We start from the raw sequence: 25,406 nt of genomic DNA, 5'->3' as shown, positions 1-25,406 counted from the left end.
ATGAAGTTCAATCCCTATCCACTGCATAACCTACTTCCTGTAGGCACGCCGAAGCCTAGACACGCTTAGTCGGTACACAAAAAAAGACCCCCATCCCTTGCCTATGCAAGGGACGAGAGCCTTTATAGCTTCCGCGGTTCCACCCAAATTGACGCAAAAGTTTGCGCCCACTCTAAAACCGGATAACGGCCGGTTCCGTCTGTACTTACTGAATTAGAAATCGTTCAGCACAGAGCCTCGATGGTGTTATTCATTGTAAATCGCTGTAGGATGGATTTCAGCCACGTCCGTCCCTCTCTTGTCAGTCAATTATACAATTACTTTCCATGTCGTTGGCATAAATATAACACGTACTATCCGTGTGAGTTAAATTGTTAATTAATCATCATCTTAATGATTCTGCGTCATAGTGTCAACCTTTTTCGATTAATTGTAGTTTTTTGTAGTGAAAACTTCTACAATGGACTGTAGGGGGTATGATATTTTGTCAAAAATGAGCAAATGGATGATCGCATTCATACTTTTATTCAGCGTATTCCACGACATTCCAACGACTTACGCTAATACGGAATCAGTCGTCGTTGATGCAAAATCCGTACACATTCGGTCCGGTGCCGGGCTTACTTCTGCTGTAATCGGCTCGCTAAAACAGGGTGATCGGGTAGACGTTATTGCTGTTTCTGGAGACTGGTACCAAATCCAGCATGGCAACAGTTCTGGATGGATTGCATCTTGGCTAACTGCTTCCGCAGATCAAGCTACTGGGACAAGTACCGCAGTCGTTTCACGCGTCAGTCAGTTAAATGTGAGATCCAGTCCTTCCACCAATTCAGCAGTACTTGGTCGGATGGCCGCTGGGGACGAAGCAATTGCCACTGGAAATGATGGTGAATGGACTTCCATTACATTTAACGGCACAAGCGGTTGGGTACATACAGATTATATTACACCGGTGGCAGATCAAACTGAACCACTGACAACCAATCAAGCCGCAACACCCGAGTCATTTACCGTTTCAGTTGAAGCACTCAACGTCAGAAAAAATGCAGACCTGACCTCCAAACGAGTAGGACTCATCCGTCAAGGTGAATCGTATGACGTTAAGGTAGTCAATGGCAATTGGGTACAAATTTCATTAGATGATAACGAATTGGGTTGGGTCTACTCATTCCACGGCGCGCTGACATCGAATGGCAACCAGACTTCCGAAAGCTCAAATTTAGGAACGGTTACCATCCTATCAAATGGGACGAATATCCGTGAAGCCGCTACGACTTCTTCACAGATTGCCGCTCGAGCAGATGCAGGAGAAAAGTTTCCAATTGTTAAACAAGATGGCGACTGGTATGAAATTTCTTTACCGACAGGGGCTTCTGCATTTATTGCTACATGGGTAGTCTCTACGGGCGACGAGGCACTATTGACAGAACCCGTTATGAAAGAATCAGTCCCACGTGTTGCCGGCACTTTAAAGGGGCTTACTATCGTGATTGATCCTGGACACGGCGGTAATGACCGCGGCACAACAGGAGCCCGTGGAACAGACGAAAAGGACATTACAATTCTTACTTCTGAATTATTAGCAGCTAAATTAAAAGCTGCAGGCGCGAATGTGATCACAACTCGTGAAACAGACACTTATGTATCGTTGAGAAAACGAGTCGCTATCAGTAATCAGCATGCTGCGGATGCATTCATCAGTCTCCATTATGATGCCAATCCCGATTCTAGCGTAGCGGGCTTTACGACGTATTACTCACACGCACATCAACAAGCGCTTGCTTCTTCGGTTAATGACGGGCTTGCCTCATCAGTGAATTTGCGTAACCGAGGATCACAGCCTGGCGATTTCCTAGTTCTTCGTGAGAATAGGCAAAATGCTATTCTGATTGAACTAGGTTTCCTATCGAATTCTGCTGAGGAACGAACGGTCACAAGCGACATGTTCCGTGAACGTGCGACGCATGGTATATATCAAGGGCTTCTCGACTATTTCAATGCTAATTAACTAGAAATGTTGAGATAAAGAATCCCATTGAATTCGCCACGGCGCTAGGGGATGCCTTCGCTTAGTTTGTATAGAATACAATTACTAGTAGTATGAAGAATAATGCAATGTGCCAGTTACTGACACCACGCACTGTATAGAAAAGGACGTACCAAACACTCTCCAAAAACATAAAGGACCTTCCCAGGTATTGAGGAAGGTCCTTTTCCATGTCATTTCGAGTCTAGAATAATCGTTACAGGCCCATCGTTAATGAGCTCGACATCCATCATTGCGCCAAAAACACCGGTTTGAACTTTCAAGCCTTCTTCTACTAATTTTTGGTTGAAGAATTCCCAAAGCGGTTTTGCCTGTTCGGGTCTTGCCGCTTCAATGAAACTTGGGCGACGTCCTTTTTTCACGTCTCCGAACAAAGTAAACTGGGATACTGAAAGAATATCCCCCCCTACCTCAAGGATTGAATGGTTCATCTTCCCCTCCGTATCTTCCCATAAACGAAGGCCTGCAATTTTCTTCGCAAGATAAGCAGCGTCTTCTTCGCTATCCGAGTGAGTTACACCAACAAGGAGCACGTAGCCCTTATCAATTGACCCCGTTGTCTCCCCATCAACGCGGACAGTAGCTGGACCCGATCGTTGCAACACAACTTTCATCTGTTACACCTTCCAATCAATTAATGACACGTTCTACAGAATAGATATCGCGGATTTGTTTAATCCGATCAACAATTCTTTGCAAATGTGCAATATCCATAATTTTAATCGTCATATGAATGCGGGCGATTTTGTCTCGATCCGCTTTGCCACTGACCGCAACCATCGGCGTTTTCGTATCGGCGACAACCATCATCACTTCATTCAACAACCCTTGTCGATCAAAAGCTGACACTTCTATATCAACCAGGAACTCTTTCCTTGAACTAGAAGGCCCTATCGCCCATTCGACGTCGATAATTCGATCATGCTCATCATCTTCGACCACAATATTAGGGCAGTCGGTACGATGGACGGAAACACCGCGACCTTTTGTGATGAATCCTACAATCTCATCACCTGGGACTGGATTACAACACTTCGATAACCTAATTAGCAAATTGTCGATCCCTTTAACAATAACACCTGATTCAGTCATTTTTTCCGGTTGAGGGGATTTCATGTCTGAAACGATTTTGTCAATTGTATCTTGTTGTTCACGTACTTTCCGTAACTTTTCAGCAAGACGATTAACTACCTGCTGGGCGGTTATACCATTGAACCCAACAGCTCCATACATATCATCTTCGGAAGTGAAGCTGAATTTTTCGATTGTGCGTTTAATATTTTCCTGTGTTAGTACTTCTTTCACATCAAACTCTTGTGATTTTATTTCTTTTTCAATCATTTCTCGGCCTTTTAGGATGTTTTCTTCCCGGAGTTGTTTCTTGAAAAACTGCCGGATTTTATTTTTCGCCTGCGATGTATTGGCAAGTTTTAACCAATCACGGCTTGGTCCAAGCGATTGCTTCGATGTCAAAATTTCAATAATATCTCCCGTAAACAATTCTGTATCAAGCGGGACCATTTTTCCATTCACTTTTGCACCTATTGTCCGATTCCCAATTTCTGAGTGGACACGGTAGGCAAAATCGATGGGGACTGAACTTGCCGGCAGTTCAATAACGTCTCCGTCCGGCGTAAAGACATAGACCATATCCGAGAATAAATCGAATTTAAGTGATTCCATAAATTCTTCAGCGTTAGATGATTCGTTTTGAAATTCGAGTATCTCTCTGAACCAAGTCAATTTCGAATCAATATTACTTGGGGTTTCGGCTACCGTTTTTCCTTCTTTATAGGCCCAGTGTGCTGCAACTCCGAATTCAGCAATTTTGTGCATCTCTTCGGTCCGAATTTGTACCTCAAGCGGATCGCCAGCCGGCCCTACTACGGTCGTATGCAACGACTGATACAGATTCTGTTTTGGCATCGCAATATAATCTTTGAATCTGCCAGGCATCGGCTTCCATAATGTGTGAATGATACCAAGAACCGCATAGCAATCTTTAATACTTGAAACGAGAATTCTGACAGCCAGAAGGTCATAAATCTCATTGAATTCTTTCTTTTGGATAACCATCTTGCGGTAAATTGAATACAGATGTTTTGGACGTCCTGAAAGATCAGCGTCAATTTCCATCTCTCCAATTTCCGTCTTGATTTGCTCCATAACGTTTACTAAATAGTTTTCTCGTTCGACGCGTTTGCGCTTCATCATATTGACAATTCGATAATATTGCTGTGGGTTCAAATAGCGTAATGCTGTATCTTCTAACTCCCATTTAATAGCTGAAATACCTAAACGATGGGCAAGTGGTGCGAAGATTTCCAGCGTTTCAGCCGCAACCCGGCGCTGTTTTTCTTCCGGGACATGTTTTAACGTTCGCATATTATGGAGCCGGTCCGCTAATTTAATAAGTATGACACGGATATCCTGAGCCATTGCTACGAACATTTTACGATGATTTTCTGCCTGTTTCTCTTCTTTGGATTTATATTGTAATTTTTCGAGTTTCGTCACACCATCGACAAGCATTGCCACTTCTTCTCCAAAATCTCGGATGATGTCGTCCCTGCTGATGTCTGTATCTTCCACAACGTCGTGTAGAAACCCAGCTGCAACTGTCGAAGGGTCCATTTCCAATTCGGCAAGAATACCCGCTACTTGGACAGGGTGAATAATATATACCTCACCTGAACTTCTATGCTGTCCTTCGTGTGCAGTTTTCGCTGCCTCATATGCTTTTTTGACGAACTCAACATGTTCTTCATTCATATAAGAGGCAACAAGTGTGAATATTTCTTCCGCCGTCATGTCACGATTTTTCGCCATACGATTACCCCTTCCGACTTTATCCGCAAAAATGATTGTATTACCTATTGTATGTATAAATACATGCTCGTGTAAAGGGTTAGTATATGGAAAAGTGGTTCGCACCTTCATTCTGAACATATGAAAAGATCCCCCGCTTATTATCGCGGAGGACCTTTTTCAATATGTGATCAGTGAACGCATGTCATAACCTTGCAATTTTTCACGACCGCTTAAATACGATAACTCTATGATAAACGCACAGCCCGCAACAACTCCGCCTAGTTTTTCAACTAGCTCGACTGTCGCTCCCACCGTACCGCCTGTCGCAAGAAGATCATCGACAATCAATACACGTTGACCAGGCTTTATGGCATCTTTGTGAATTGTTAATGTATCTTTTCCATATTCAAGATCATATTCGACTTCAATTGTTTCTCTTGGCAACTTTCCGGGTTTACGGACAGGAGCAAATCCTACTTCCAGTGCATAGGCAACTGGGCAACCAATGATAAATCCACGCGCTTCAGGGCCAACAATTATATCAGTATTAACCTCTTTCGCAAACTTAACAATTTCATCTGTTGCAAATTTATAAGCTTGACCATTATCCATGATTGTTGAAATATCCTTAAAGCTGATTCCCTTTTTCGGATAATCCGGTACAATCGTCACATATTCTTTCAAATCCATTAGTGTTCCTCCCTGTCGACAATTCCATTTCGCACAGTATCGAACCATTGTTTCAATTCCATATAAGGCGCATATAGCAGTCTTTTCTCAAGCTCAATTTGACGTTCGCGCTCTTTATAAGCTGGTGCTTCCGTCAAATCGCGTTTACCGGCTGTTTCCTGAACGGAAACAAAACCATCTTCAATCTTAACAAATCCAAGCTCAGAAAACACCTTTGACATGAAATAAACCGTATCTTTTTTCCATGCTTTATGTTTTGTGAGCTGAGCACCGTTCGTAACGAAGTCAAATTTCTCACGTTTTTTCAAGAAACTGTAATACCAGCCAAACTGCTCACGATCAGGAATCCCATCAAAATACCTTGATTCGGAAGCATGGAAATGTGCATAGACGCGGTCAGGATGGACAGAACCTACAAGTTCTTCAAGTTGGATAACATCATCCGGTATATCTAGAAGGACGAGATTTTCAGCCTTCGCTATTGCTTCTTGTCCAAATAGAGTAATATCAATCCCCTTCATGGATGATTGAAAATGTGTCACCGTTTGTTCATGGAAAGCAACAAACACTGTATCGTCTAACGGAATGGTTGGCAGCCATCTTGTTGCTTCGCGTACGCCACGCAAATCGAACAGTTGCCAATCATCTGAACGGATATCGCTGATTAATAACTGTGGCTTCTTATTACCATTCCATTCATTCACCTGCAAATCGCCCGTAACCGACAACTTTACACCTGGCGTCAGTTGGTCCGCAATAGGACCCAGTCCGAATCCAATGGCATCAAGTGAAACGCCCTCATCCGCTAATTCCAGCTTCATATGATTCTTTGCCGCACCAATTTTCCGCACAGTCGTGGCTGTAATATCTTCGATCATATAAACAGGCTTTTCAAAAGCCATTCCAAATGGACGCAGCAGTTCCAGTGATTCCAAAACGCTAACATCAATTTCACTAATTGACAACGGAACATCGATACGAACTTCAGGCGTCAACATTTCTTCAGTCAACACCTCAACTGCCTGTTTATTCAGGTTTTCACGTAGCGTAACAACGTCTGTCACTGCAAGAGACATTCCCGCCGCCATCTGATGACCTCCAAAGTGAGGTAGAAGCTGTGCATTTTTGGTTAGTTCGGCAAACATATCAAAACCAGCAATACTTCTTGCAGATCCTTTCGCAATTCCTGTTTCCCTGTCAATCGACAAGACAATTGACGGACGGTAATATTTCTCAGTTAATCTTGACGCTACGATTCCCACCACACCAGAATTCCAGCCTTCTCCTCCGATAACGAAGACGAGCGGAACTGTATCACCATACATTTTTAATATCATGTCTTCCGCTTCTTTAGCTATTTCAGCTACAATCGCTTGTCGTTCCTTATTCAGCGTGTCAAGTTCTTTTGCCAATGTTGTCGCCAGCGTCGCGTCTTCTGTTTTCAATAGTTGAACTGCCGGGGTAGCATCGCCTAGACGCCCAGCTGCGTTCAAACGAGGCCCAATCATAAATCCGATTGACTCCTCTGAAAGTGTTGCTTGTTCAGTGCTAGCGATGCGTGCGAGCGCCTGGATTGCAGGACGTTTTGAAACACGCATCTGCCTGATGCCCTCTTTGACGAAATATCTGTTTTCATCGCGAAGCGGAACTAAATCTGCAACTGTCCCGATAGCAACAAGTTCAAATAAGTCTTCCGGAACATCTTCAAGTAATGCGCACGCAAGTTTGAATGCTACACCAACCCCAGCAAGCTCTCCGAACGGATACTCCCCTTCTGGATGTCGAGGATGGATGATGGCATCTGCTGCTGGTAACACTTCTCCGATTTCATGGTGGTCTGTAATGATGATGTCCATTCCGAGTGATTTCGCATATGCAATTTCATCAACACCCGAAATGCCATTGTCGACAGTAATAATAAGCGAGGCCCCTTTTTCGTATAGCTCCAAGAAAAGGTCTTTATTCGGTCCATAGCCGTGCTGGAACCGATTGGGTATCGCATAGAACACATCTGCACCCATTCGCTCCAAAGCCGTTGTAAGGACCGTCACACTCGTCACACCATCACCGTCATAATCGCCATAAACAGCAATTTTTTTATCTGAAGCGATTGCTGTTGTTATGAGCGACACCGCTTTGTCCATATCATATAGTAAAAAAGGGTCATGCATGCTAGATGCATCCATATGTAAAAAATCTTTTGCCACTCCGGAATCTATTATTCCCCTTGAAGTAAGTATTTTTGCCTGGACAGATGAAATACCGAGATCCTTTGTCAACATTGCTACAATTTCTTCATTCGGTCGTTCCACTTTCCATCTTTTCATTGATTCGATCAAATTCCTTCACATCCTTACATTCATTATAGCGGATGGGCTCCGACTCTAAAAGAAAAGACTGCTAAAATTCCCTGAAGTAGAAGTCTGCACTAAATCGTTAACAAAAAAGAGCATCTTCCCTGTATTAGTAGCTGGAAGACGCTCTTTGCTTATACATTTTTATTTTCGATAATTACTTCATCATTGGATGGTAAGGCTGTGTACTTTTGCAGTTCCGCAATTTCATTTTGTTGTGCTGCAATTGTAAGCTCTTTGGTGGTCATTTCTTTCATAAGCTCTTTTATGCGACGGCTTGATTGAAATGACAGGAACATCGCGACAAATCCGCTAACTACGGCACCAAGAAGTGCTGCACCTAAAATAATAAGAACGAGTGGCCACTGTGCTTTGCCAAACACATAATTGACTTGAACCGCGTCAACATTAAAAACAGCAAAGATGGCGATAATAATGGCGAATAATAGACCTAGCAGCAAATTCCACTGAAACTTCATATAGTTTTCCCCTTTCATTAAGAAAAAAATAGAACAGAGTATACATAAAGTATACCCTGTCCCATGAATAACCGAAACTTATCATAATACTTCTTATACGATAGGTTCGTCTGAGCCCCATTGTTTCTTCGTGTCTTCGACTTTAATTGCGCCTTTTTTATTGATTTCACGTTTCTTCAGATCAAACCAGATTTGAGCTGAGATGAATATCGAAGAATAAGTTCCCGCAAACAGTCCAATCAGAAGTGCAATTGAGAAAGTCCGGATTGACTCTGCTCCGAATAGCATAAGCGCCACTACAACAAAGACGACTGTAAGCACTGTATTAACAGAACGTCCAAGTGTCTGACGCAATGATTTGTTAACAATATCTGCTAGTTCTGCTACATTATCAATGCGACCGCGGTGGTTGATATTTTCCCGTATCCGGTCAAATGTCACAATCGTGTCATTGATGGAATAACCAACAATCGTCAACACCGCAGCGATGAAGGTGATGTCGACTTCTAGGCGCATAATACTTATCACAGCGACCATAAAGAACACATCATGGAAAAGACCGATAATGGTCGCAACTCCCATACGCCATTCGAAACGAAATGCAACGTAAATGACGATACCAAGCATGGCAAGGAGCAACGATGTAATTGCATTTTGCACGAGTTCCTTACCGACTGTGTCTGAAACCGTCGAGATATTCGGGTCAGAACCAAATTCGGCAGCAAGATCCACTTTTAGCTTATTGACTTCTTCTTGCTTAAACTCATCTTTGTAACGCATGACACCCATATCACCTGCATCACCGGAAATGACGATATCATCTGTTGGATGTCCGATTTCATCCAAATACGAAGATAGTTCATCAGTCGTCAAGGGATGGTCAGCAAGCACTTCAACGCGTGTACCACTCGAGAAATCAATTCCAAGATTCAACTTGAAAATTCCTAGCATAACTGCACCGCAAATTAACAAAACGGCAGATATAGCATAAAACTTTTTACGTGTTTGAACGAAATCGAATCGGTCAAACTTCGTTGTAAGTTCTAATGTTTCAATTTGTTCTTCAGGTGCATGAACCTTACTTTTCGAAATACCGAACCATGCTGTTTTGCCGTCAAATACACCACTATTGACTAACAACCCTAAGAATATGCGTGCTCCCCATACTGCTGTTAAGAAGCTGGTTAGAATACTGATGATAAGGATTAGCGCGAAACCTTTTACAGAGCTTGTCCCAAAATAGAATAAGACTAACGCTGCAATAATGGTCGTAATATTTGCATCGAGAATGGCAGAGAATGATGATTTAGCACCCGCCATGAACGAGGTCTTAATGGATTTCCCAACACGCAATTCCTCGCGTATTCTTTCATACATTAAGATATTTGCATCAACGGCCATTCCGACCCCGAGCATAAGTGCCGCAATTCCCGGCAGAGTCAGGACACCATTAATAAGTGTGAAGACGAGCAATATGATGAAGATATAAATTGATAATGTAATAACTGCCACTAAACCGGGCAAACGGTAATAAACGATCATGAAAATAAAGATAAGCGAGATACCTATAATTCCAGCGAAAATTGTCTTGTTGAGTGCCTGTTCACCGAACTGTGCACCGACTGATGTTGAATAGACTTCCTCAAGAAGAACAGGTAGTGCGCCAGCGTTCAAAATCCCCGCAAGATTTTTCGTCTCTTCTAAAGAGAATGATCCTGATATTTCAACGTCTGATGAGTTGATAGGATTTTTCACATAAGGAGCAGAAACGAATTTAGGTTTCTCTTTCGCTACTTCCGCTCTAAAAGAATCTTCACCTTCTATAAAGTCTAACCAGATGACCATTACGTTCTCTGGTGCTTTTTGTGAAATTTTCGTTGTCACTTCACCGAATTTAGTCGGTGATTTCATTTCAAGGGTAACAACTGGGTTACCATTTTCGCCAAAGTTAGCCTTGGCCTTCCCCTCTTTCAAGTCGTTCCCGTCTAAAAGGAGATTGTCATCGGCATCCCTGAAAGTCAGATTTGCCTGAGTCGACAGGAGTTCCCTAGCTGATTCTTGGTCCTCTACTCCCGCAAGTTGCACGCGAATACGGTTTCCTGACTCGATTTGGATGCTTGGTTCACTTACCCCAAGTACGTCAATCCGGTTTCTTAGTGCATTCGCTGTATCTTGAACCATTTCTTCCGTAATTTTCGGGGCTTCGTCTTTCAATGGTGTCACTTGATAAAGAACTTCAAAACCGCCCTGTAAATCCAGACCCAACTTTACATCGTTCACTACCGGTTTCGCAGTCGTTCCAATCGTCAAGCCAAACACGACGATTAATAATAGAAACGCTACGATCCGTCCTCTTCTTTTCATAATCCAATTTCCCCCTCTAAATATGGAGTGCAACTGTACGGCATTTATCTATGTACATACTCCGAGAATAGCGACAGCGCCCCGCAACAACTAGGCGCTGAATACTACACAATTATAAAAACACAATATGTCTATTATGAAACACAGTCATTCATGTGTCAAATTGTCACGTTTCACTCTATCATAACTCATTTTTCGATTTATGTGGCGTCAATAAGATTTGAAGTTCTTCACTGTTCAAGTCGGTAAACCAGTTTGCACCACGTTGTTCTTCAATCTGTGTAAACGTCATATATTCTGCTGGTGAGATTTTGAGGATTCCATTTGCAATTTCATGCATCCCCATGTCCTCGATATTTTTTTTACGCCATTTCTTCTGGACGCAAAATGTCCAAATGTCCTCTTCGGTTACTGTTGTATAGCCGTACAGATGAAATTCAGTCTTTTTGCTTTCAATTGCAGGCAGCATATGTGTGAACAGTTGTCCGAATCGTCTTGGCATCTTTTCCATCCCTTTCCTGGACAGTCGTAAGTATGGATATTTCTGCATAGGTTTAGTGTATACGAAATGACCGGAATTGAGAAGGAGTTGTTTAAATTGTCTTCATTCATCCGCGGAACTGTCGTACTGATGGTTGCCGTCTTCCTAACCAAGCTTTTAGGATTCGTCTTCCGGATTCAATTCATGCGGATTGCAGGCGAAGAGGCGGTCGGCATCTACATGACCGCTTATCCCGCTTTTATTTTTTTCCTGTCACTTGTCCAGCTTGGTGTACCGATTGCCATAGCCAAAGTGATTGCCGAACTCGAAGCGAAAGGGCAATCCGTAAGAATCCCTTCCCTTATGAAGACAGCCTCCTTCATCACTATCTTGACGGCAGTAGTATTCATTCCAGCTTCTATTTTGTTCGTTCCCTACTTAGCTGAAACACTTCTCGGTAATTCTGCTTCATCCACCACACTGTATGTCGGAATCGCAATCGTACCTATCGCTGCTATCGGGGGTTTGATCCGCGGATATTTCCAAGGTATCGCACGAATCGAAGAAACCGCATGGTCACAAATCATAGAACAAATATGCCGTATCACGCTAATCACATGGCTTTTACCACATCTCCTCGTAGCTGATAATACAGCACTGAGTGCCGCTTATGCGATGGGCGTTACGCTTCTTGCGGAAATGCTATCCGTCCTTTATTTGTTGTTCAAATATAGGCAACAAAAGAAGCGAATACCAAAACAGCAGGAGAAACTCAAGCGCTATCCAATGGAACCTTTGCTAGCCATCGCTTTGCCATCGTCTGGTAGCCGCCTATTCGGTACTTTCACTTGGTTCCTTGAGCCGATTATCTTCCTCCGTGCACTCGCGTTTTCAGGTGTTTCAGCTGTAGCTGCCACAACGTTGTACGGCATTGTATCCGGTGTCCTTGTCCCGTTGCTCCTATTTCCGGCGTTCATCCCATATGCCTTGTCTGTTGTCCTAGTGCCCGCCGTAAGCGGAGCAGTCGCATCAAATAATACGAGAAAACTGAAAGAACGAATTCATCTATCGCTCCGTCTGTCCGCTTTAACAGGTACGTTTGCAGCAACTGTGTTTTTCATTCACGGTGAGGATTTGGCAGTAAAGTTATTCCATGTCACCCAGGGTGCTTCCTATATGGCGTTACTTGCTCCAGTTTTTTTCTTTTATTATATCCAAGGCCCGCTCTATTCAATTTTACAAGCAACGGGCGACGCCAAGGCAGGGATGATGAACTCCGTATACGGTGGTATTGCTAAACTGGCGGTCATGTTCATCCTCGCTTCACAGCCTGGTTTACAGGTGACTGGGGCAGTCCTTGCGATCGGCTTTGGCGTGCTTATTACATCATTCCTTCATATAGCAACACTTCGGAAAAACAAATCGACCGCTTCCGGCTTCACCATATTTGCTCTGCCTTATGCTTCATTTATCATGACCTGTATTATGCGACCAATTTTCATCCCAATTGGAGATTTTGGTTTATTCACAGAATGTGCAATCACAAGTGTTTTCCTTCTTGTGATACTTATTTTAACGGGTCAAGTTAAAAAAAGTGATCTGTTTCTGTTCAGGAGACTACTGAAAAGTCATTGATAACTCTCTTTCAACTGAAACTTCAGTCCATCATTTTCAAATGAACAATAGAAAATCTGTTCAACATCATTTATTCCGAGGTTCAGTAGTTCTTCTAAAAGCCACTCTTCGGTTTTATCGATAAGTTCAAGATGTTTACCTTGGATAACACCATCGGAAATAAGCGAAAGTACTGGTTGGATACTGTCGTGTTTAAAGACGGACAAATTTCCCGATGGTTCCAAATAAGCGAATGAGACTTCATGAACAGAGCCAATCTGTTGTTCACGAAGTTGCTGAAATAAATCGTCAAGATTATACCGTTGTTTCCGCATTTCATGCTCAATTATTTTACCGTGCCTAATAATAAGTGTTGGTTCACCATCGACAATATCTCTAAACCTCTTACTTCTCATTGAAAAATAAGAAGAAACGACTTGAATGACGAGTAAAATAAGCATCGGTATGACGGATTGAATCAGATCTTTGTCGGGGGAATCGAGTGCAAATGCGGCAACCTCTGCCATAAAGACGAAGACCACAACATCGATTACACCCAGCTCGCCGACTTCTCGTTTACCCATAATCCGTAAGATGATCAAGATGAGCACATAAAGAAATACCGTCCTAAAACCGATAATTAATAAATCGTTCATAAAGATCTACCCCTTTTACGAAAGGATGCCCTTTACACTTCTGCTTATATACACGTTCAGTACGGAAAAAGAGGCGATTGCCTGAATGGGAAATTTCCCACTCAGCCAATCGCCTCTTCAAATTCTTACAATACTTAAATTGATTCTGTTACACGTCCAACAGCTTGTCTATCGAACTGAAGTGTCGTGCCTTCAGAAACTTTAAGAAAAACCGATGAATCATCTACAGCGTCAATCGTGCCGTGAATGCCACCAATTGTGATGACCTTATCTCCACGTTTCAAATCTCCTTGCATCTGCTTCGTCGCTTTCTGTTTCTTTTGCGCCGGTCTGATTAGCAAGAACCACATCACTGCGAACATCGCAACGAATGGCAATAGTTGTGTTAATGAACCCATATATATATCCCCCCTTCAATCAAGATTCATTATACTAGATTTAAAAGTTTTTTGCATTCGGTTTATTAAATCCGTAGCTCTCAAAAAATTCTTCACGGAAATCTCCCAGTCGATCATGGCGAATTGCATCCCTTACCTGCTCCATTAAATTAAGTAGGAAGTGGAGATTATGATAAGAAGTCAGCCTGATTCCGAAAGTTTCATCCGCTCTGATAAGATGGCGAATATAAGCCCTGCTGTACGTTTTACAGACATGGCAGCTACATTTTTCATCAAGAGGACGGAAATCACGCTCGAATTTCGCATTGCGGATATTCAAACGTCCTTCACTCGTCATAAGCGTACCGTTTCGCGCAATACGAGTCGGTAGGACACAGTCAAACATGTCTATACCGCGGATAGCACCGTCAATAAGTGAGTCAGGCGAACCTACACCCATCAAGTAACGCGGCTTGTCCTGTGGTAGAAGGGGTGTTGTGTGTTCAAGGATACGGTTCATAATATCTTTCGGCTCGCCAACAGACAAGCCGCCGATTGCATAACCTGGGAAATCAAGTGACACAAGATCTTTTGCACTTTGAGCACGTAAATCCTCAAACTCGCCACCTTGTATAATGCCGAATAGTGCTTGATCTGCCGGACGTGCATGTGCTCCTAGGCATCTTTCAGCCCATCTAGATGTCCGTTCAACGCTAGCTTTCATATATTCACGCGTTGCAGGGAACGGCGGACATTCATCGAAAGCCATCATAATATCTGCGCCTAGTGAATTCTGAATTTCCATCGCTTTCTCGGGGCTAAGGAACAATTTACTACCGTTCAAATGATGTCTGAAATGGACACCTTCCTCTTCGATTTTACGGAATTCGCTTAGTGAAAACACTTGAAAACCGCCTGAATCGGTCAGAATCGGTCTATCCCAGTTCATGAACTTATGTAGTCCGCCTGCCTCTTCAATGATATCCTGACCCGGACGAAGCCACAGATGATAGGTATTACTTAAAATAATGCCTGCTCCGACTTCTTTCAGCTCTTCAGGTGATAATGTTTTGACAGTTGCCTGTGTACCAACCGGCATAAATGCTGGTGTTTCAAATGAACCGTGTGGTGTATGGACGATTCCAAGACGTGCTCCGGTTTGTTTACAAGTTTTGATGTGTTCGTATGTAACTGCTGTCATTTTATGATTCCTTCCTTTGTGACGGTTTTATGAACATTGCATCTCCAAAGCTGAAGAAGCGATATTTTTCCTCAACCGCTCTGTTATATGCTGCTAAAATATGTTCTCGAGTTGTTAGCGCTGAAATCAGCATGATCAACGTCGATTTAGGTAAATGAAAATTGGTTAATAGTCCATCCAAAATACTGAATGTATAACCTGGATAGATGAAAATCGACGTCCAGCCGCTTGAAGCCACAATTTTACCGGCATTTTCCGAAGCGATTGTCTCTAGTGTTCTCGCAGACGTCGTACCGACCCCTATGACGCGTCCACCTTGTGCTTTGGCTTCATTTATTGCATCCGCTGTTTGTTCAGTGACATGATAATATTCGGAATGCATCGTGTGATCCTCAATTGTATCTGCACTGACTGGACGGAATGTGCCAAGACCGACATGCAGTGTAATGAATGCGATATTGACGCCTTTATTCTGGATACTTTCTAGGATTTCATCGGTGAAATGAAGTCCTGCAGTCGGTGCTGCTGCCGAACCTCGTTCTTTGGCGAACACAGTCTGATAGCGTGCTTGATCATCCAGCGTTTCAGTAATATATGGTGGTAGTGGCATCTGCCCAAGTTCATCTAGGATTTCATAAAAAATACCGTCATAGATAAATTTGAATGTACGTCCACCTTGTTCCAAAATCCCCGTGCACTCTGCTTTCAGACGTCCGTCACCAAAAGTGACAATCGTACCAAGTTTCACACGTTTCGCAGGTTTTGCTAGCGTCTCCCACTCGTCATCTGCCGTTTGCTTCAATAGTAACACTTCAATCATGGCTCCAGTATCTTCTTTCACACCCATTAATCGAGCAGGCAGCACCCGCGTATCATTGAGTACGAGCATATCTCCCGACTCTAGCTCTTCGAGAAGATCACGAAAATGACGGTGCTCTACTTCCCCTGTTTTTGGGTCAAGCACCATAAGACGGCTTGCTGTGCGATCTAGTAACGGTGTTTGTGCTATTAGATTATCTGGTAAATCGAAATCAAAATCATTTACATCCATCGTCTATAAATTCTCCCTTTATAATTGAATTAGAAATCGTTGTGCTCGGGAATTGGATAGCCAAAATGTTCATATGCAAGACGAGTCGCAATCCGCCCACGCGGTGTCCGTTGGATAAAACCGATTTGAAGGAGATACGGTTCGTAGACATCTTCAATCGTTACCGATTCCTCGCCAATACTTGCAGATATCGTATCAATTCCAACAGGCCCGCCACGAAAGCGCTCAATCATTCCCGTAATCAACTTATGGTCAATATGATCAAGACCACGTGAATCGACTTGCAGCATTTCTAGTGCTTCATTTGCCATTTCCATTGTAATGCTCCCGTTGCCTCTTACTTGTGCATAGTCACGCACACGGCGCAACAGTCGGTTTGCAATACGCGGGGTGCCGCGAGAACGGCGTGCTATTTCTACTGCAGCCTGTTCATCAATTGCTACTTCAAAAAGGCCTGAGCTACGAATGACAATTTCCTTGAGCGGCGCAACTTCGTAATACTCGAGGCGCAGTGGAACACCGAAACGATCACGTAGCGGCGCCGATAATGCTCCTGCACGGGTTGTCGCACCAATCAGTGTGAATGGCGGCAAATCGAGTCGGATAGAACGCGCAGAGGGCCCTTTTCCGACAACGATATCCAAACAGAAATCTTCCATGGCAGGATACAGCACTTCTTCGATTGTACGGTTCAGCCTATGGATTTCATCGATGAATAATACATCCCCTGGTTCGAGAGAGGAAACGACCGCTGCGAGATCGCCAGGGCGTTCAATTGCCGGGCCACTGGTCATGCGGATATTGACGTCCATCTCATTGGCAATGACCGTTGCAAGCGTCGTCTTACCGAGACCTGGTGGTCCATACAATAGGACATGATCCAAACTTTCGCTACGGCCTTTTGCTGCTTCGATGAAAATACCGAGGTTTTCCTTCACTTTTTCCTGTCCTATATACTGACTAAGAAATTGCGGTCTAAGCGATTGTTCAAAACGTTCATCGAAATCCGATGCTTCTCCGGAAATAACACGTTCCTCCATTGTCCGCCCCCCTTTCTGCCGTTGCTATATATGTTGAGACAAAGAATTCCATTGAATTCGCTACGGCTACCACTTGTAAGGCGCCTTCGCTTAGTTTAAACACGGGATTCATTACTTCAATTTATCCATACAATTAGTTCTGTTTTAATAATAACCGAAGTGCCATTTTCATGTAGCCTTCTGTATCAAGTTCTTCTTTTTCTAATTTAGGTTTCACTTTTGTCAGCTCGCGCTGTGAGTAACCGAGTGCTTCTAGTGCAAGTATTGCTTCATCAAGTGCACCATTTTCCGCCATTGTCAGAAGTGTGATATCCTCATCTGGCATGTCCATCGCATTAAATAGATCATACAACTTCCCTTTCAAATCGAGGATCATCTGTCGTGCCGTTTTTTTCCCAACTCCCGGAAATTGAACAAGGAACGTTTCATCCTCCCGTTCGATTGCACCAATTACTTGTGAAGGGATGCCGCTAGCAAGTATAGCCAAGGCACCTTTTGGACCAATACCGGATACCGTGATCAATTTTTTGAACAACTCTCGCTGTTCCAAGGATTTGAATCCAAGAAGCAACTGAATATCTTCACGTACATGCAGATAAGTAAATACTTGTTGGATTTCTTCTGTTTTATGAAAAGCATATGGATTGGGCGTCATGATGAGCCAGCCAATCCCACCCTGTTCGAGTGTGATATGTTCAGGCGTCACACGTGTGACCTGCCCTTTTATGTAGTCGTACACGCTACTCTCCCCCTATATATAGAACCGATTATACCATACGAACGCACTTTCTACCTTTAACTTGAATCTTCAGAAGTTCCTGCTGATTAGTGGAACTCAGACTGAAAACACCGTATCCAGTGGCTAGCCCAATTCAAAAAGTGATCATAATTATGACCAGGCGTAGTTAATTGGTTGTTGGTATGCAAAAGAAAAGATGACCGCTTTATCGGCGGTCATCGGTCATTCACTCACATTAATCTAGATTACACTTATCATAGCAATTACCACACTATTTATCAATACAGTTATACAGGTATGTATAACAGAAAAGTTGTTCCCTTCCCTACCGTACTTTTTACTTTAATTTCCCCTTTAACATTCCTGATGGTGCTATAAACCATGAACATCCCAAGGCCTGTTCCTTCTGTTTTTGTAGAATAATAAGGTTTTCCCATTTGTGAAATCCCTTCTCTTGTCATGCCGCTCCCACTGTCTTGAATCTTTATCAAGATTTTTTTCTTGTGTTCCGACACATCGACATAAAGCACGCCACCGTGATCCTGCATTGATTCGATACCATTTTTAACTAGATTAATGAGACATTGCTGCATCTGATTTTCATCATATGTTGCTTTCAGCGTATTTGTTGAACGAACAAGGATTTCAACTCTATTCCTCTTCGCATACGGTTGCATAATATTCTCAACATACTTTATATCTTTTGCAAAATCAGAGAAAACCATATTTTCACATTGTGGTTTCGAAAACGTTAAAAAGTCACTGACAATAGTTTCTGCTCGTCCTAATTCTTTCAACGAAAATTCAATATATATTTTTTCATCGGCATTAATCGTTTTGGACTCATTTAACAGTTGGAGAAACCCGCGTGTTACAGTAAGTGGATTTCTGATTTCATGAGCAATACTTGCCGAAAAATGACTAACGTCTCTCATTCTTTCTGCTTGCACATATATTTCGCGCCTTTTGATGTTAGAAATAATTTTTTCAATTAAAGCCATTAGTATAAAGGTCGCCATTAGATAAGTGCTAAGCGTATAAAATACCAAGTACCAAAATTCGCTTGTCAGTTTCGGAAATTTAAAGCTCAATGTGAAAAAGTAATACGTCATAGTAAGAAAAGTGACGCAGATCGCAATAAAAATTCGCCATCGCGAGTTTTGTTGCTTAAATTTCGCACTTAATAACGGTACCAAAATAAGGACCGCCGTCGAGAGAGCAAGCGACTGAAAAATCCCATCTCCACCGATAAAGAACCGATACACATTTAGAATTATATAAAGTGGAAAGGCCATTTTGTATCCGCCAAAAAGGGCGACAATAATAAACGGAACATATCTTAAATCAACGATATATCCTAACTCCAATTTAATTGGGAATGCCATACAAAAAACGAGCGTCACAGAGGACAGTAACATAAGCAAATATTTATTAATATTAGTCAACCCATTTTCAATGAAAATTACAGCAATCAGAATCGGAAAGAGTAAAAACAAAAAGTTCAATAATAATGTTTCAATCAAAAGAAATCACCTTCCCACGACTCCTATTACGTAATTACTGTTTTTCTAGATGCACAGACACAATTAGATTGTACACTAGTTTACTGATTGATATGTATATTATTTTCACTGTTCATCTATCACAATAAATATCCATCCACCATTCTTAAACGGTGGATGGATATTAGAATGAATCCTATTTAAAGGGTTTAATCTTGGTCTTCCGCATTATGGTAGATATCCTGAACGTCCTCATCATTTTCGAGTACTTCGAGCATCTTTTCAAATTGCTCTTCAGCATCTTCGCTAAGGACCGTGTACATAGAAGGAATCATCTCGATGTCCGCCGAAATGAATTCGATTCCTTCCGCTTCAAGGGTCTCTTTCACTGTTAAAAAGTCCGTTGGTTGCGTAATAATTTCAAAGCCATCTGCTGTCGACTCAATATCATCTGCACCTGCTTCAAGCGCCGCCATCATAACTGCATCTTCATCAGTACTGTCCGTCCGTTCGATGAAAAGACGTCCCTTTCGGTCAAACATATAGCCTACCGAACCACTTTCACCGAGATTACCGCCGTTTTTGCTGAAGGCGACGCGCATATTCGGCGCAGTTCGATTACGGTTTTCTGTTAAGCAGTAAACAAGTACTGCCACTCCTCCAGGACCATATCCTTCATAGATTACTTCCTCATAGTTTTCATCCGCGCCAGCACCCGTCGCTTTATCGACTGCACGTTTAATCACGTCGTTTGGAACATTAACGCCTTTTGCTTTTTCAATAGCCAAACGAAGAGATGCGTTCGATTCTGCATCAGGTCCGCCTGCTTTTGCGGCTACAAAAATTTCTTTCGACATCTTTTGGAAAACCTTACCGCGTTTTGCATCTTGTGCGCCTTTACGGTTTTGGATATTTTTCCATTTAGAATGCCCTGCCATAACCTTACCCCCTATGTGTTAATCCGTTCTACATCATACCATAATTTTGGCCAATGTGAGAGTGCGGACTCAGTAAAGGGGACCAGTTGCTTCGCCTGTCTTTCTCTTCCAGACGGTGACAATGTGAAGAAATGAAGCCATTCCCGAAGAATTTCATTTGGAAATAGGAGCAGTGTCTTGGAAGCATAATTCAGTCTTCGAAGCGACGGCTGTTCATCAAACAGAAAATCAATGTCGTATCCTATTTGTGGCAACACTCGATGAATCCAGAGCGCAATTTCAGTACCGGCTGGCCCCGTACTCGCTAGATCGAAATCGATGAAACGGATGACGCCATCTCTATCACGCAATATATTATGATGGACGACATCACCGTGAAGCAATGTACCATTCAGATTGTCTTTATAAGTTTTCTTCACTGCGCTAATCGCGTTCAATGCATAAAATAAGATTTCATCGACAAGGCCTTTTCCAATATACGCCTCACACTCTCCACCAATTTCGCGGAAACGGCTGATCCGGTCTTCCCACTTCACGATAAGGGGGTACGGATGCAGATAGGGTGAGGCGTGCCAGTCGAGTTGTGCTTTTGTTTCATGAAGTGCATGAAGAGCAGCAAGCGAATCCGTCCGATCTGCCCTTTTCTTGAAGTTGACTGCCTTCGCACCATCCAACCATGGCTGAACAAACGTCAGTTGATTCTCTTGGGACACTACATCTACAATATGCGGGAAAGAAACAGAATGAAGAGCTTCATGTACACGTTGTACTTTCATCGCGGTGGAGTTGGACTGATATCGCTTCACCGAAAAGCGCTTGCCATCACTCTCTAACTTCCACACATTATCTTTTATTTTTTCTAATTTCCCATCCAGCGCCATATGCCGGTCAATACGCTCCGAACCAGTTGGAACCTTGATTAGGAGGCATTCCAGAATAAGGAGTTGCCTGTTGCATGCATGAAGGGCAATTGCATGGATGACCATAAAAGATCGGAACCATCATTTGCTGACGATGTTGTTGGTGCTGACCCTCGCAGCCACACCCTTGATGATAACCTGGTTGCGGCATTGCAGGATAACCGAATTGTCCGGGATTCCATTGACCTTGTACAGCTGGTGATATAGCCTGCGGTACGTAGCCCGGCCCAGGTGGACACGGAGCAGATGGTTGCAGGTCAATTTCAGGTGATTCTTCATACATATACTCTGGTGAATACTCAGCGGCTGGTTGCATAACCATTTCAGCCGTCTCTTCAAACATAAAATCAGGCGATTCGAGCAACTGCCACCCTTCTACCATAGGTATTTCTAAAGGAGATGTTGCAGGGCCTTGGCCAGAGAAAATCGGTGATTCTTGTTCATACATCGGAAATTGAGTCGATGGTAAAGGAGCGTGGTGCATCGGTTGTTCTTGCCTTGGCATCGCCTGGATTTGCCCCGAATGCATGAACGGGAAACAATCTGCGTCAAAAATCGGCATCCACCCACACGGAATACCTATCATCGGATGAGCAAATGTTTGTGGCGGATGCATTGGCATTGGCATCGGCATTGGTGTTGGTGTTGGCGTTGGTAACGGTATGGGAGCTGGCACTGTTGGTTGTACTGCTGGTGGTGGTGCTGGTTTTGGTGGTGTTGGTTTGGATGGTGGTACTGGTGTTGGCGGTCTTGGCGTTGGTGCTGGTGGTCTCGGTGTTGGCGGTTTCGGTGTTGGTGGTCTCGGTGCTGGTGCTGGCGGTATTGGGACTGGTATCGGCTTTGGTGTCGGTGGTTTTGATGTTGGTGGTTTTGGCACCGGTATTGGCGGCGACGGTTTTGTACCCTTTGGAGGATGCGGCGTCACCGGCCCTTTCCCTTTTTCAGGATGTTCAGCATTATGCTGTCTTTTTGGCAAGAAAATTTTCATTCCAGGAACAATATAATCTGGATTAGCAAGATGCGCATTCACCCGCTTTAAATCTTCAAACGGGATACCGTATTGGCGCGCAATCTTCCATAGCGTATCCCCTTTTACAACAATATGGACTTCCACTTAAAAATTTCCCCCTTCCGTCAATCCATCGTATGAACGGACGCCCGTCTGTGTGACGCTCATCTTTAACGAGATATCCTCTCTTGCCATGTATATGCGGATGTGGGTTATTTATTCTAAAGAAAAGCCGGGGTTGGACACTGTATATGTTGAAATAAAGAATCCCATTGAATCCGCTTCGGCGCTTGGGGATGCCTCCCACCCTAAGCCAAGCGGCTGCGCCGCCAGTCTTAGGGCTTCGGCTACCCCTGTAAGGCGCCTTCGCTCTGTTTATATAAGTAGTGATTTATTTCCCAATAAAAAAACCACCACGGTCATATTGAATGACGTGACGGTAGTTGGTCGTATATGAAATATGAACCGAATGAACGAGCAGTACAATTCAGTGCGCTGAGTTCTTCCATCGCACCTTTCATCATCGGGTGGTCTTCGGATTCCATTACATCGATAATGAAGAAGTAATTGCCAAGTCCTGTTTTTAATGGCCTTGATTCAATTTTACTTAAATTGAGTCTGCGCCATGCAAAAACGGATAAAACCTGGTGCAGCACACCTGAACGGTCATCTTCTGGTAATTTTACCATTAATGTCGTTTTTAGATTTGCAGAATGGCCATTTGTTTCCAAACTTTCTTTTCGCAGGGATAATACGACGAATCGCGTATGGTTAAAATGAAAATCGTGAATATTCTCCTCTGCGATATGTAGACCATATTTTTCAGCCGCCAACTTATTTCCGATTGCCGCAACCTTCACTTCCGGGTTTTCGGAAATATATTTGGCAGCTGCCGCCGTGGAGGTCGTCTGGATAAGCGGGACACGACGGTAATGGTATTGCAAATATTTATGGCATTGCGCAAGGGCATGGGGATGGGAATTGATGGATTCGATTTCAGTGATAAAAGGAACTTGCTTTTTATTGACCATAAGATGCTGTTCGATTGGTATCGATATTTCAGCATTGATGAACAAATCTGCTCCATGGAACAAGTAATCGATGGTCATCGGAACGGATCCTTCCAACGCATTTTCAAGCGGGACAATCGCATAGGCGACACGCCCTTCCGCCACAGCCTCTATACAATCCGGTATCGTAGGTTGAGGTATCAATCCCGAATTTCCAAAAAGAGTGCTTGCCGCAACGTGCGTGAATGATGCTTCCGGCCCTAAATAAGCGACAGTCGGCGTATATCTTTCATTTCCCATACTAGTATCCTCCCATCAGAGTGCACCTGAACTGATTAAGACAACTGAATCGACAAAGTCAGGTGCTTTCAACCGTTGCAGGAACTCTTCCATTTTTATGATCATTTCTGTTACATCGAGTGACAAAGTAATATTAGCCCGTGCTTGAACAGGAATGGTCTGATGAATTGTCAAGACATTACATTTTGACTCAGAGACAATCTGCAACAATGTCGCAAGCGATCCTTTCCGGTCTTCCAGCTGAATGAAAATCGTTAGGATACGCTCACGTGCAATTGATTCGAACGGATAAACAGTGTCACGGTATTTATAAAATGCACTACGGGATAATCCTACCCTCTTCGTGGCATCTTGTATCGTCGATTCCTCTCCGCTTGCCAAAAGCCTTTTCGCTTCTAACATTTTCAGCATCGATTCTGTCAGTACGTCTTCCCTTACAAGATAAAACTGACCTTCCCCCAACTGCTTCATAGGATATCCCCCTTCGTGCGTAGCTTTTGTCATTTTTTAGTCATTCATTCCACCTGATTAATCTACGAAGTCAAATTCGAAGTCAAGAAGTCGCACAGTATCTCCATCTTTCGCGCCACGTTTACGGAGTTCATCATCTACACCCATAGCACGCAATTGTCTCGCGAATTTACGTACGGATTGGTCAAAGTTGAAGTCAGTCATTTTGAACAGACGCTCAATTGTATAGCCCGACAATACGAATGCGCCATCATCATCACGCGCCACTTTAAACAACTCTGCTTCTCCATCATATTTGTACAGAACTGAGTTCTCTTTGTCTTCGTCCTCAATTTCATGCATCGGGAATTCCGGTGTCGTTTCAAGGAGATTTGCAACCGCATGTAGCAATCCGTCAAGTCCAGTTCTTGTGAGTGCTGAAATTGGGAAGATGAGTGCATTGCTGTCATTCAGTTTTTCCTTGAAGACTTTTAGATTCTCTTCCGCTTCAGGCATGTCCATTTTATTTGCAACAATGATTTGCGGACGTTCTGTTAAACGTAAGTTGTATTGTTCTAACTCCTCATTAATTGTCAAGAAGTCCTCGAATGGTTCACGTCCTTCAAGGCCGGACATATCAACAACATGGATGATGACGCGTGTCCGTTCGATATGGCGTAAGAACTGATGACCGAGACCAATACCTTGGTGCGCTCCTTCAATCAATCCCGGAAGGTCAGCTAGCACGAAGCCGCGGTGATCATCCGTTTCAACCATGCCCAAATTCGGAACAAGTGTCGTAAAATGATAATCTGCAATTTTCGGTTTTGCAGCGGAAACAACAGATAATAACGTCGATTTCCCTACACTTGGGAAGCCAACTAGTCCTGCATCCGCTAGCACTTTCAATTCCAGGTTAATTTCTTTATTAGCGCCCGGCTCACCTTTTTCAGATAGTTCAGGTGCAGGGTTTGACGGAGTTGCGAACCGGCTATTCCCACGTCCTCCACGACCGCCCTTAGCAATGATTGCTGTCTGACCGTGCTCAACGAGGTCAGCGATGATTGAACCGTCCTCTGCGTCTGTCACAATCGTACCAGGTGGGACTTTGACAACTACATCAGTTGCGTTCTTCCCGTGCATATTTTTACTGCCACCATGCTCACCGCGTGGCGCCTTGAAATGACGCTGGTAACGGAAATCCATCAGTGTACGCAATCCTTCATCCACGATGAAAACAACGTTAGCACCTTGTCCTCCATCACCACCGGCTGGACCGCCATATGCGATATATTTTTCTCGACGGAAAGCAACCATTCCATCACCACCGTCGCCGCCTTTTACATAAATCTTTACGTGATCGACAAACATTT

Annotated in this window: 23 protein-coding genes and 1 other annotated feature; of the genes, 3 read left to right on the top strand and 20 right to left on the bottom strand. The window is 43.4% G+C overall.

Annotated elements, in window-relative coordinates; all coding sequences use genetic code 11:
* Positions 1-105 precede the first annotated feature (105 nt).
* Positions 106-342: a binding site (T-box leader), on the bottom strand.
* A gap of 151 nt (positions 343-493) precedes the next feature.
* Positions 494-2,008, top strand: a complete 1,515-nt coding sequence (locus ACP8HG_RS03715; protein WP_438298623.1) for an N-acetylmuramoyl-L-alanine amidase — start codon at positions 494-496, stop codon at positions 2,006-2,008.
* Between the two features lie 212 nt (positions 2,009-2,220).
* Here ACP8HG_RS03715 and dtd read toward each other — a convergent pair whose 3' ends face one another.
* From dtd to ACP8HG_RS03680, 7 genes are all read right to left on the bottom strand, one after another.
* Entirely contained in the window at positions 2,221-2,661 is a 441-nt protein-coding gene (dtd, locus tag ACP8HG_RS03710; RefSeq protein WP_438298203.1) for a D-aminoacyl-tRNA deacylase, read from the bottom strand.
* A 16-nt stretch (positions 2,662-2,677) separates the two neighbouring features.
* Positions 2,678-4,876, bottom strand: coding sequence for a RelA/SpoT family protein (locus tag ACP8HG_RS03705; protein ID WP_067208213.1), 2,199 nt, complete (start codon positions 4,874-4,876; stop codon positions 2,678-2,680).
* A 159-nt stretch (positions 4,877-5,035) separates the two neighbouring features.
* Positions 5,036-5,548 (bottom strand): adenine phosphoribosyltransferase, encoded by a 513-nt coding sequence (locus ACP8HG_RS03700; protein WP_067208211.1) that lies wholly within the window; start codon positions 5,546-5,548, stop codon positions 5,036-5,038.
* Positions 5,548-7,875, bottom strand: coding sequence for a single-stranded-DNA-specific exonuclease RecJ (recJ, locus tag ACP8HG_RS03695; RefSeq protein WP_438298202.1), 2,328 nt, complete (start codon positions 7,873-7,875; stop codon positions 5,548-5,550). The genes ACP8HG_RS03700 and recJ overlap by 1 nt, the downstream gene beginning before the upstream one ends.
* A 161-nt stretch (positions 7,876-8,036) precedes the next feature.
* Positions 8,037-8,381: a LapA family protein gene (locus tag ACP8HG_RS03690; RefSeq protein ID WP_438298201.1), complete on the bottom strand. Its 345-nt coding sequence runs from the start codon at positions 8,379-8,381 to the stop codon at positions 8,037-8,039.
* Between the two features lie 93 nt (positions 8,382-8,474).
* Entirely contained in the window at positions 8,475-10,745 is a 2,271-nt protein-coding gene (gene secDF, locus ACP8HG_RS03685; RefSeq protein ID WP_438298200.1) for a protein translocase subunit SecDF, read from the bottom strand.
* A gap of 181 nt (positions 10,746-10,926) precedes the next feature.
* Positions 10,927-11,256: a post-transcriptional regulator gene (locus ACP8HG_RS03680; RefSeq protein WP_438298199.1), complete on the bottom strand. Its 330-nt coding sequence runs from the start codon at positions 11,254-11,256 to the stop codon at positions 10,927-10,929.
* Between the two features lie 87 nt (positions 11,257-11,343).
* Here ACP8HG_RS03680 and ACP8HG_RS03675 point away from each other — a divergent pair, with 87 nt between their 5' ends.
* Complete coding sequence (locus ACP8HG_RS03675) at positions 11,344-12,861, top strand: putative polysaccharide biosynthesis protein (RefSeq protein WP_338652741.1); 1,518 nt, start codon at positions 11,344-11,346, stop codon at positions 12,859-12,861.
* On the opposite strand, the gene ACP8HG_RS03670 is transcribed toward ACP8HG_RS03675, so the two are convergent.
* The 10 genes from ACP8HG_RS03670 to ACP8HG_RS03625 all read right to left on the bottom strand — a co-directional run bounded on the left by ACP8HG_RS03670 (position 12,855) and on the right by ACP8HG_RS03625 (position 21,940).
* Positions 12,855-13,496, bottom strand: coding sequence for a DUF421 domain-containing protein (locus ACP8HG_RS03670; protein ID WP_067208196.1), 642 nt, complete (start codon positions 13,494-13,496; stop codon positions 12,855-12,857). The genes ACP8HG_RS03675 and ACP8HG_RS03670 overlap by 7 nt on opposite strands.
* 134 nt (positions 13,497-13,630) lie before the next feature.
* The gene (gene yajC / locus ACP8HG_RS03665; protein ID WP_067208193.1) at positions 13,631-13,894 is read right to left on the bottom strand and encodes a preprotein translocase subunit YajC; all 264 of its coding nucleotides are present in this window, start codon (positions 13,892-13,894) and stop codon (positions 13,631-13,633) included.
* 40 nt (positions 13,895-13,934) lie between these two features.
* Positions 13,935-15,074: a tRNA guanosine(34) transglycosylase Tgt gene (gene tgt / locus ACP8HG_RS03660; RefSeq protein ID WP_067208191.1), complete on the bottom strand. Its 1,140-nt coding sequence runs from the start codon at positions 15,072-15,074 to the stop codon at positions 13,935-13,937.
* A gap of 1 nt (position 15,075) precedes the next feature.
* Positions 15,076-16,125: a tRNA preQ1(34) S-adenosylmethionine ribosyltransferase-isomerase QueA gene (gene queA, locus ACP8HG_RS03655; RefSeq protein WP_067208188.1), complete on the bottom strand. Its 1,050-nt coding sequence runs from the start codon at positions 16,123-16,125 to the stop codon at positions 15,076-15,078.
* Between the two features lie 29 nt (positions 16,126-16,154).
* Positions 16,155-17,165 (bottom strand): Holliday junction branch migration DNA helicase RuvB, encoded by a 1,011-nt coding sequence (ruvB, locus tag ACP8HG_RS03650; RefSeq protein WP_187047471.1) that lies wholly within the window; start codon positions 17,163-17,165, stop codon positions 16,155-16,157.
* Between the two features lie 133 nt (positions 17,166-17,298).
* Complete coding sequence (ruvA, locus tag ACP8HG_RS03645) at positions 17,299-17,904, bottom strand: Holliday junction branch migration protein RuvA (protein WP_338652746.1); 606 nt, start codon at positions 17,902-17,904, stop codon at positions 17,299-17,301.
* 287 nt (positions 17,905-18,191) lie between these two features.
* Positions 18,192-19,427 (bottom strand): ATP-binding protein, encoded by a 1,236-nt coding sequence (locus tag ACP8HG_RS03640; protein ID WP_354314540.1) that lies wholly within the window; start codon positions 19,425-19,427, stop codon positions 18,192-18,194.
* Positions 19,428-19,615: 188 nt separating this feature from the next.
* Complete coding sequence (locus ACP8HG_RS03635) at positions 19,616-20,344, bottom strand: YebC/PmpR family DNA-binding transcriptional regulator (RefSeq protein ID WP_354314541.1); 729 nt, start codon at positions 20,342-20,344, stop codon at positions 19,616-19,618.
* Positions 20,345-20,355: 11 nt separating this feature from the next.
* Positions 20,356-21,225: a phosphotransferase gene (locus ACP8HG_RS03630; RefSeq protein ID WP_438298198.1), complete on the bottom strand. Its 870-nt coding sequence runs from the start codon at positions 21,223-21,225 to the stop codon at positions 20,356-20,358.
* A gap of 7 nt (positions 21,226-21,232) precedes the next feature.
* Positions 21,233-21,940, bottom strand: coding sequence for a hypothetical protein (locus ACP8HG_RS03625; RefSeq protein ID WP_438298197.1), 708 nt, complete (start codon positions 21,938-21,940; stop codon positions 21,233-21,235).
* On the opposite strand from ACP8HG_RS03625, the gene ACP8HG_RS03620 reads away from it, so the two are divergent.
* Positions 21,927-22,268 carry a hypothetical protein gene (locus tag ACP8HG_RS03620; RefSeq protein ID WP_338656960.1) on the top strand — a complete coding sequence of 114 codons (342 nt, stop codon included), beginning with the start codon at positions 21,927-21,929 and terminating at the stop codon, positions 22,266-22,268. The two genes, ACP8HG_RS03625 and ACP8HG_RS03620, sit on opposite strands and share 14 nt — an antisense overlap.
* Before the next feature lie 424 nt (positions 22,269-22,692).
* Here ACP8HG_RS03620 and pheA read toward each other — a convergent pair whose 3' ends face one another.
* Genes pheA through obgE form a run of 3 tightly spaced genes read right to left on the bottom strand, consistent with a single transcriptional unit; the run spans position 22,693 to position 25,404 of the window.
* Positions 22,693-23,583, bottom strand: coding sequence for a prephenate dehydratase (gene pheA, locus ACP8HG_RS03615; protein WP_067208171.1), 891 nt, complete (start codon positions 23,581-23,583; stop codon positions 22,693-22,695).
* A gap of 15 nt (positions 23,584-23,598) precedes the next feature.
* The gene (locus tag ACP8HG_RS03610) at positions 23,599-24,054 is read right to left on the bottom strand and encodes an ACT domain-containing protein (RefSeq protein ID WP_067208168.1); all 456 of its coding nucleotides are present in this window, start codon (positions 24,052-24,054) and stop codon (positions 23,599-23,601) included.
* 57 nt (positions 24,055-24,111) lie between these two features.
* Positions 24,112-25,404 (bottom strand): GTPase ObgE, encoded by a 1,293-nt coding sequence (obgE, locus tag ACP8HG_RS03605; protein ID WP_067208165.1) that lies wholly within the window; start codon positions 25,402-25,404, stop codon positions 24,112-24,114.
* Positions 25,405-25,406 lie beyond the last annotated feature (2 nt).

The sequence above is a fragment of the Sporosarcina sp. FA15 genome (assembly GCF_051550195.1).
GTDB classification, from domain to species: domain Bacteria; phylum Bacillota; class Bacilli; order Bacillales_A; family Planococcaceae; genus Sporosarcina; species Sporosarcina psychrophila.
Note: the sequence above shows the minus strand (reverse complement) of the source record. Positions and strands in the feature narration are given on the sequence as shown.

Bases quoted from the DNA above. Each gene is read 5' to 3' on its own strand.
- ruvB (WP_187047471.1), bottom strand. From the start codon at position 17,165: ATGGAGGAACGTGTTATTTCCGGAGAAGCATCGGATTTCGATGAACGT.
- tgt (WP_067208191.1), bottom strand. From the start codon at position 15,074: ATGACAGCAGTTACATACGAACACATCAAAACTTGTAAACAAACCGGA.
- ACP8HG_RS03635 (WP_354314541.1), bottom strand. From the start codon at position 20,344: ATGGCAGGGCATTCTAAATGGAAAAATATCCAAAACCGTAAAGGCGCA.
- obgE (WP_067208165.1), bottom strand. From the start codon at position 25,404: ATGTTTGTCGATCACGTAAAGATTTATGTAAAAGGCGGCGACGGTGGT.
- queA (WP_067208188.1), bottom strand. From the start codon at position 16,125: ATGGATGTAAATGATTTTGATTTCGATTTACCAGATAATCTAATAGCA.
- ACP8HG_RS03690 (WP_438298201.1), bottom strand. From the start codon at position 8,381: ATGAAGTTTCAGTGGAATTTGCTGCTAGGTCTATTATTCGCCATTATT.
- ACP8HG_RS03610 (WP_067208168.1), bottom strand. From the start codon at position 24,054: ATGAAGCAGTTGGGGGAAGGTCAGTTTTATCTTGTAAGGGAAGACGTA.
- ACP8HG_RS03630 (WP_438298198.1), bottom strand. From the start codon at position 21,225: ATGGCGCTGGATGGGAAATTAGAAAAAATAAAAGATAATGTGTGGAAG.
- recJ (WP_438298202.1), bottom strand. From the start codon at position 7,875: ATGAAAAGATGGAAAGTGGAACGACCGAATGAAGAAATTGTAGCAATG.
- pheA (WP_067208171.1), bottom strand. From the start codon at position 23,583: ATGGGAAATGAAAGATATACGCCGACTGTCGCTTATTTAGGGCCGGAA.
- ACP8HG_RS03715 (WP_438298623.1), top strand. From the start codon at position 494: ATGAGCAAATGGATGATCGCATTCATACTTTTATTCAGCGTATTCCAC.
- ACP8HG_RS03700 (WP_067208211.1), bottom strand. From the start codon at position 5,548: ATGGATTTGAAAGAATATGTGACGATTGTACCGGATTATCCGAAAAAG.
- ACP8HG_RS03670 (WP_067208196.1), bottom strand. From the start codon at position 13,496: ATGAACGATTTATTAATTATCGGTTTTAGGACGGTATTTCTTTATGTG.
- yajC (WP_067208193.1), bottom strand. From the start codon at position 13,894: ATGGGTTCATTAACACAACTATTGCCATTCGTTGCGATGTTCGCAGTG.
- secDF (WP_438298200.1), bottom strand. From the start codon at position 10,745: ATGAAAAGAAGAGGACGGATCGTAGCGTTTCTATTATTAATCGTCGTG.
- ACP8HG_RS03620 (WP_338656960.1), top strand. From the start codon at position 21,927: ATGGGAGCTGGCACTGTTGGTTGTACTGCTGGTGGTGGTGCTGGTTTT.
- ACP8HG_RS03680 (WP_438298199.1), bottom strand. From the start codon at position 11,256: ATGGAAAAGATGCCAAGACGATTCGGACAACTGTTCACACATATGCTG.
- ACP8HG_RS03705 (WP_067208213.1), bottom strand. From the start codon at position 4,876: ATGGCGAAAAATCGTGACATGACGGCGGAAGAAATATTCACACTTGTT.
- dtd (WP_438298203.1), bottom strand. From the start codon at position 2,661: ATGAAAGTTGTGTTGCAACGATCGGGTCCAGCTACTGTCCGCGTTGAT.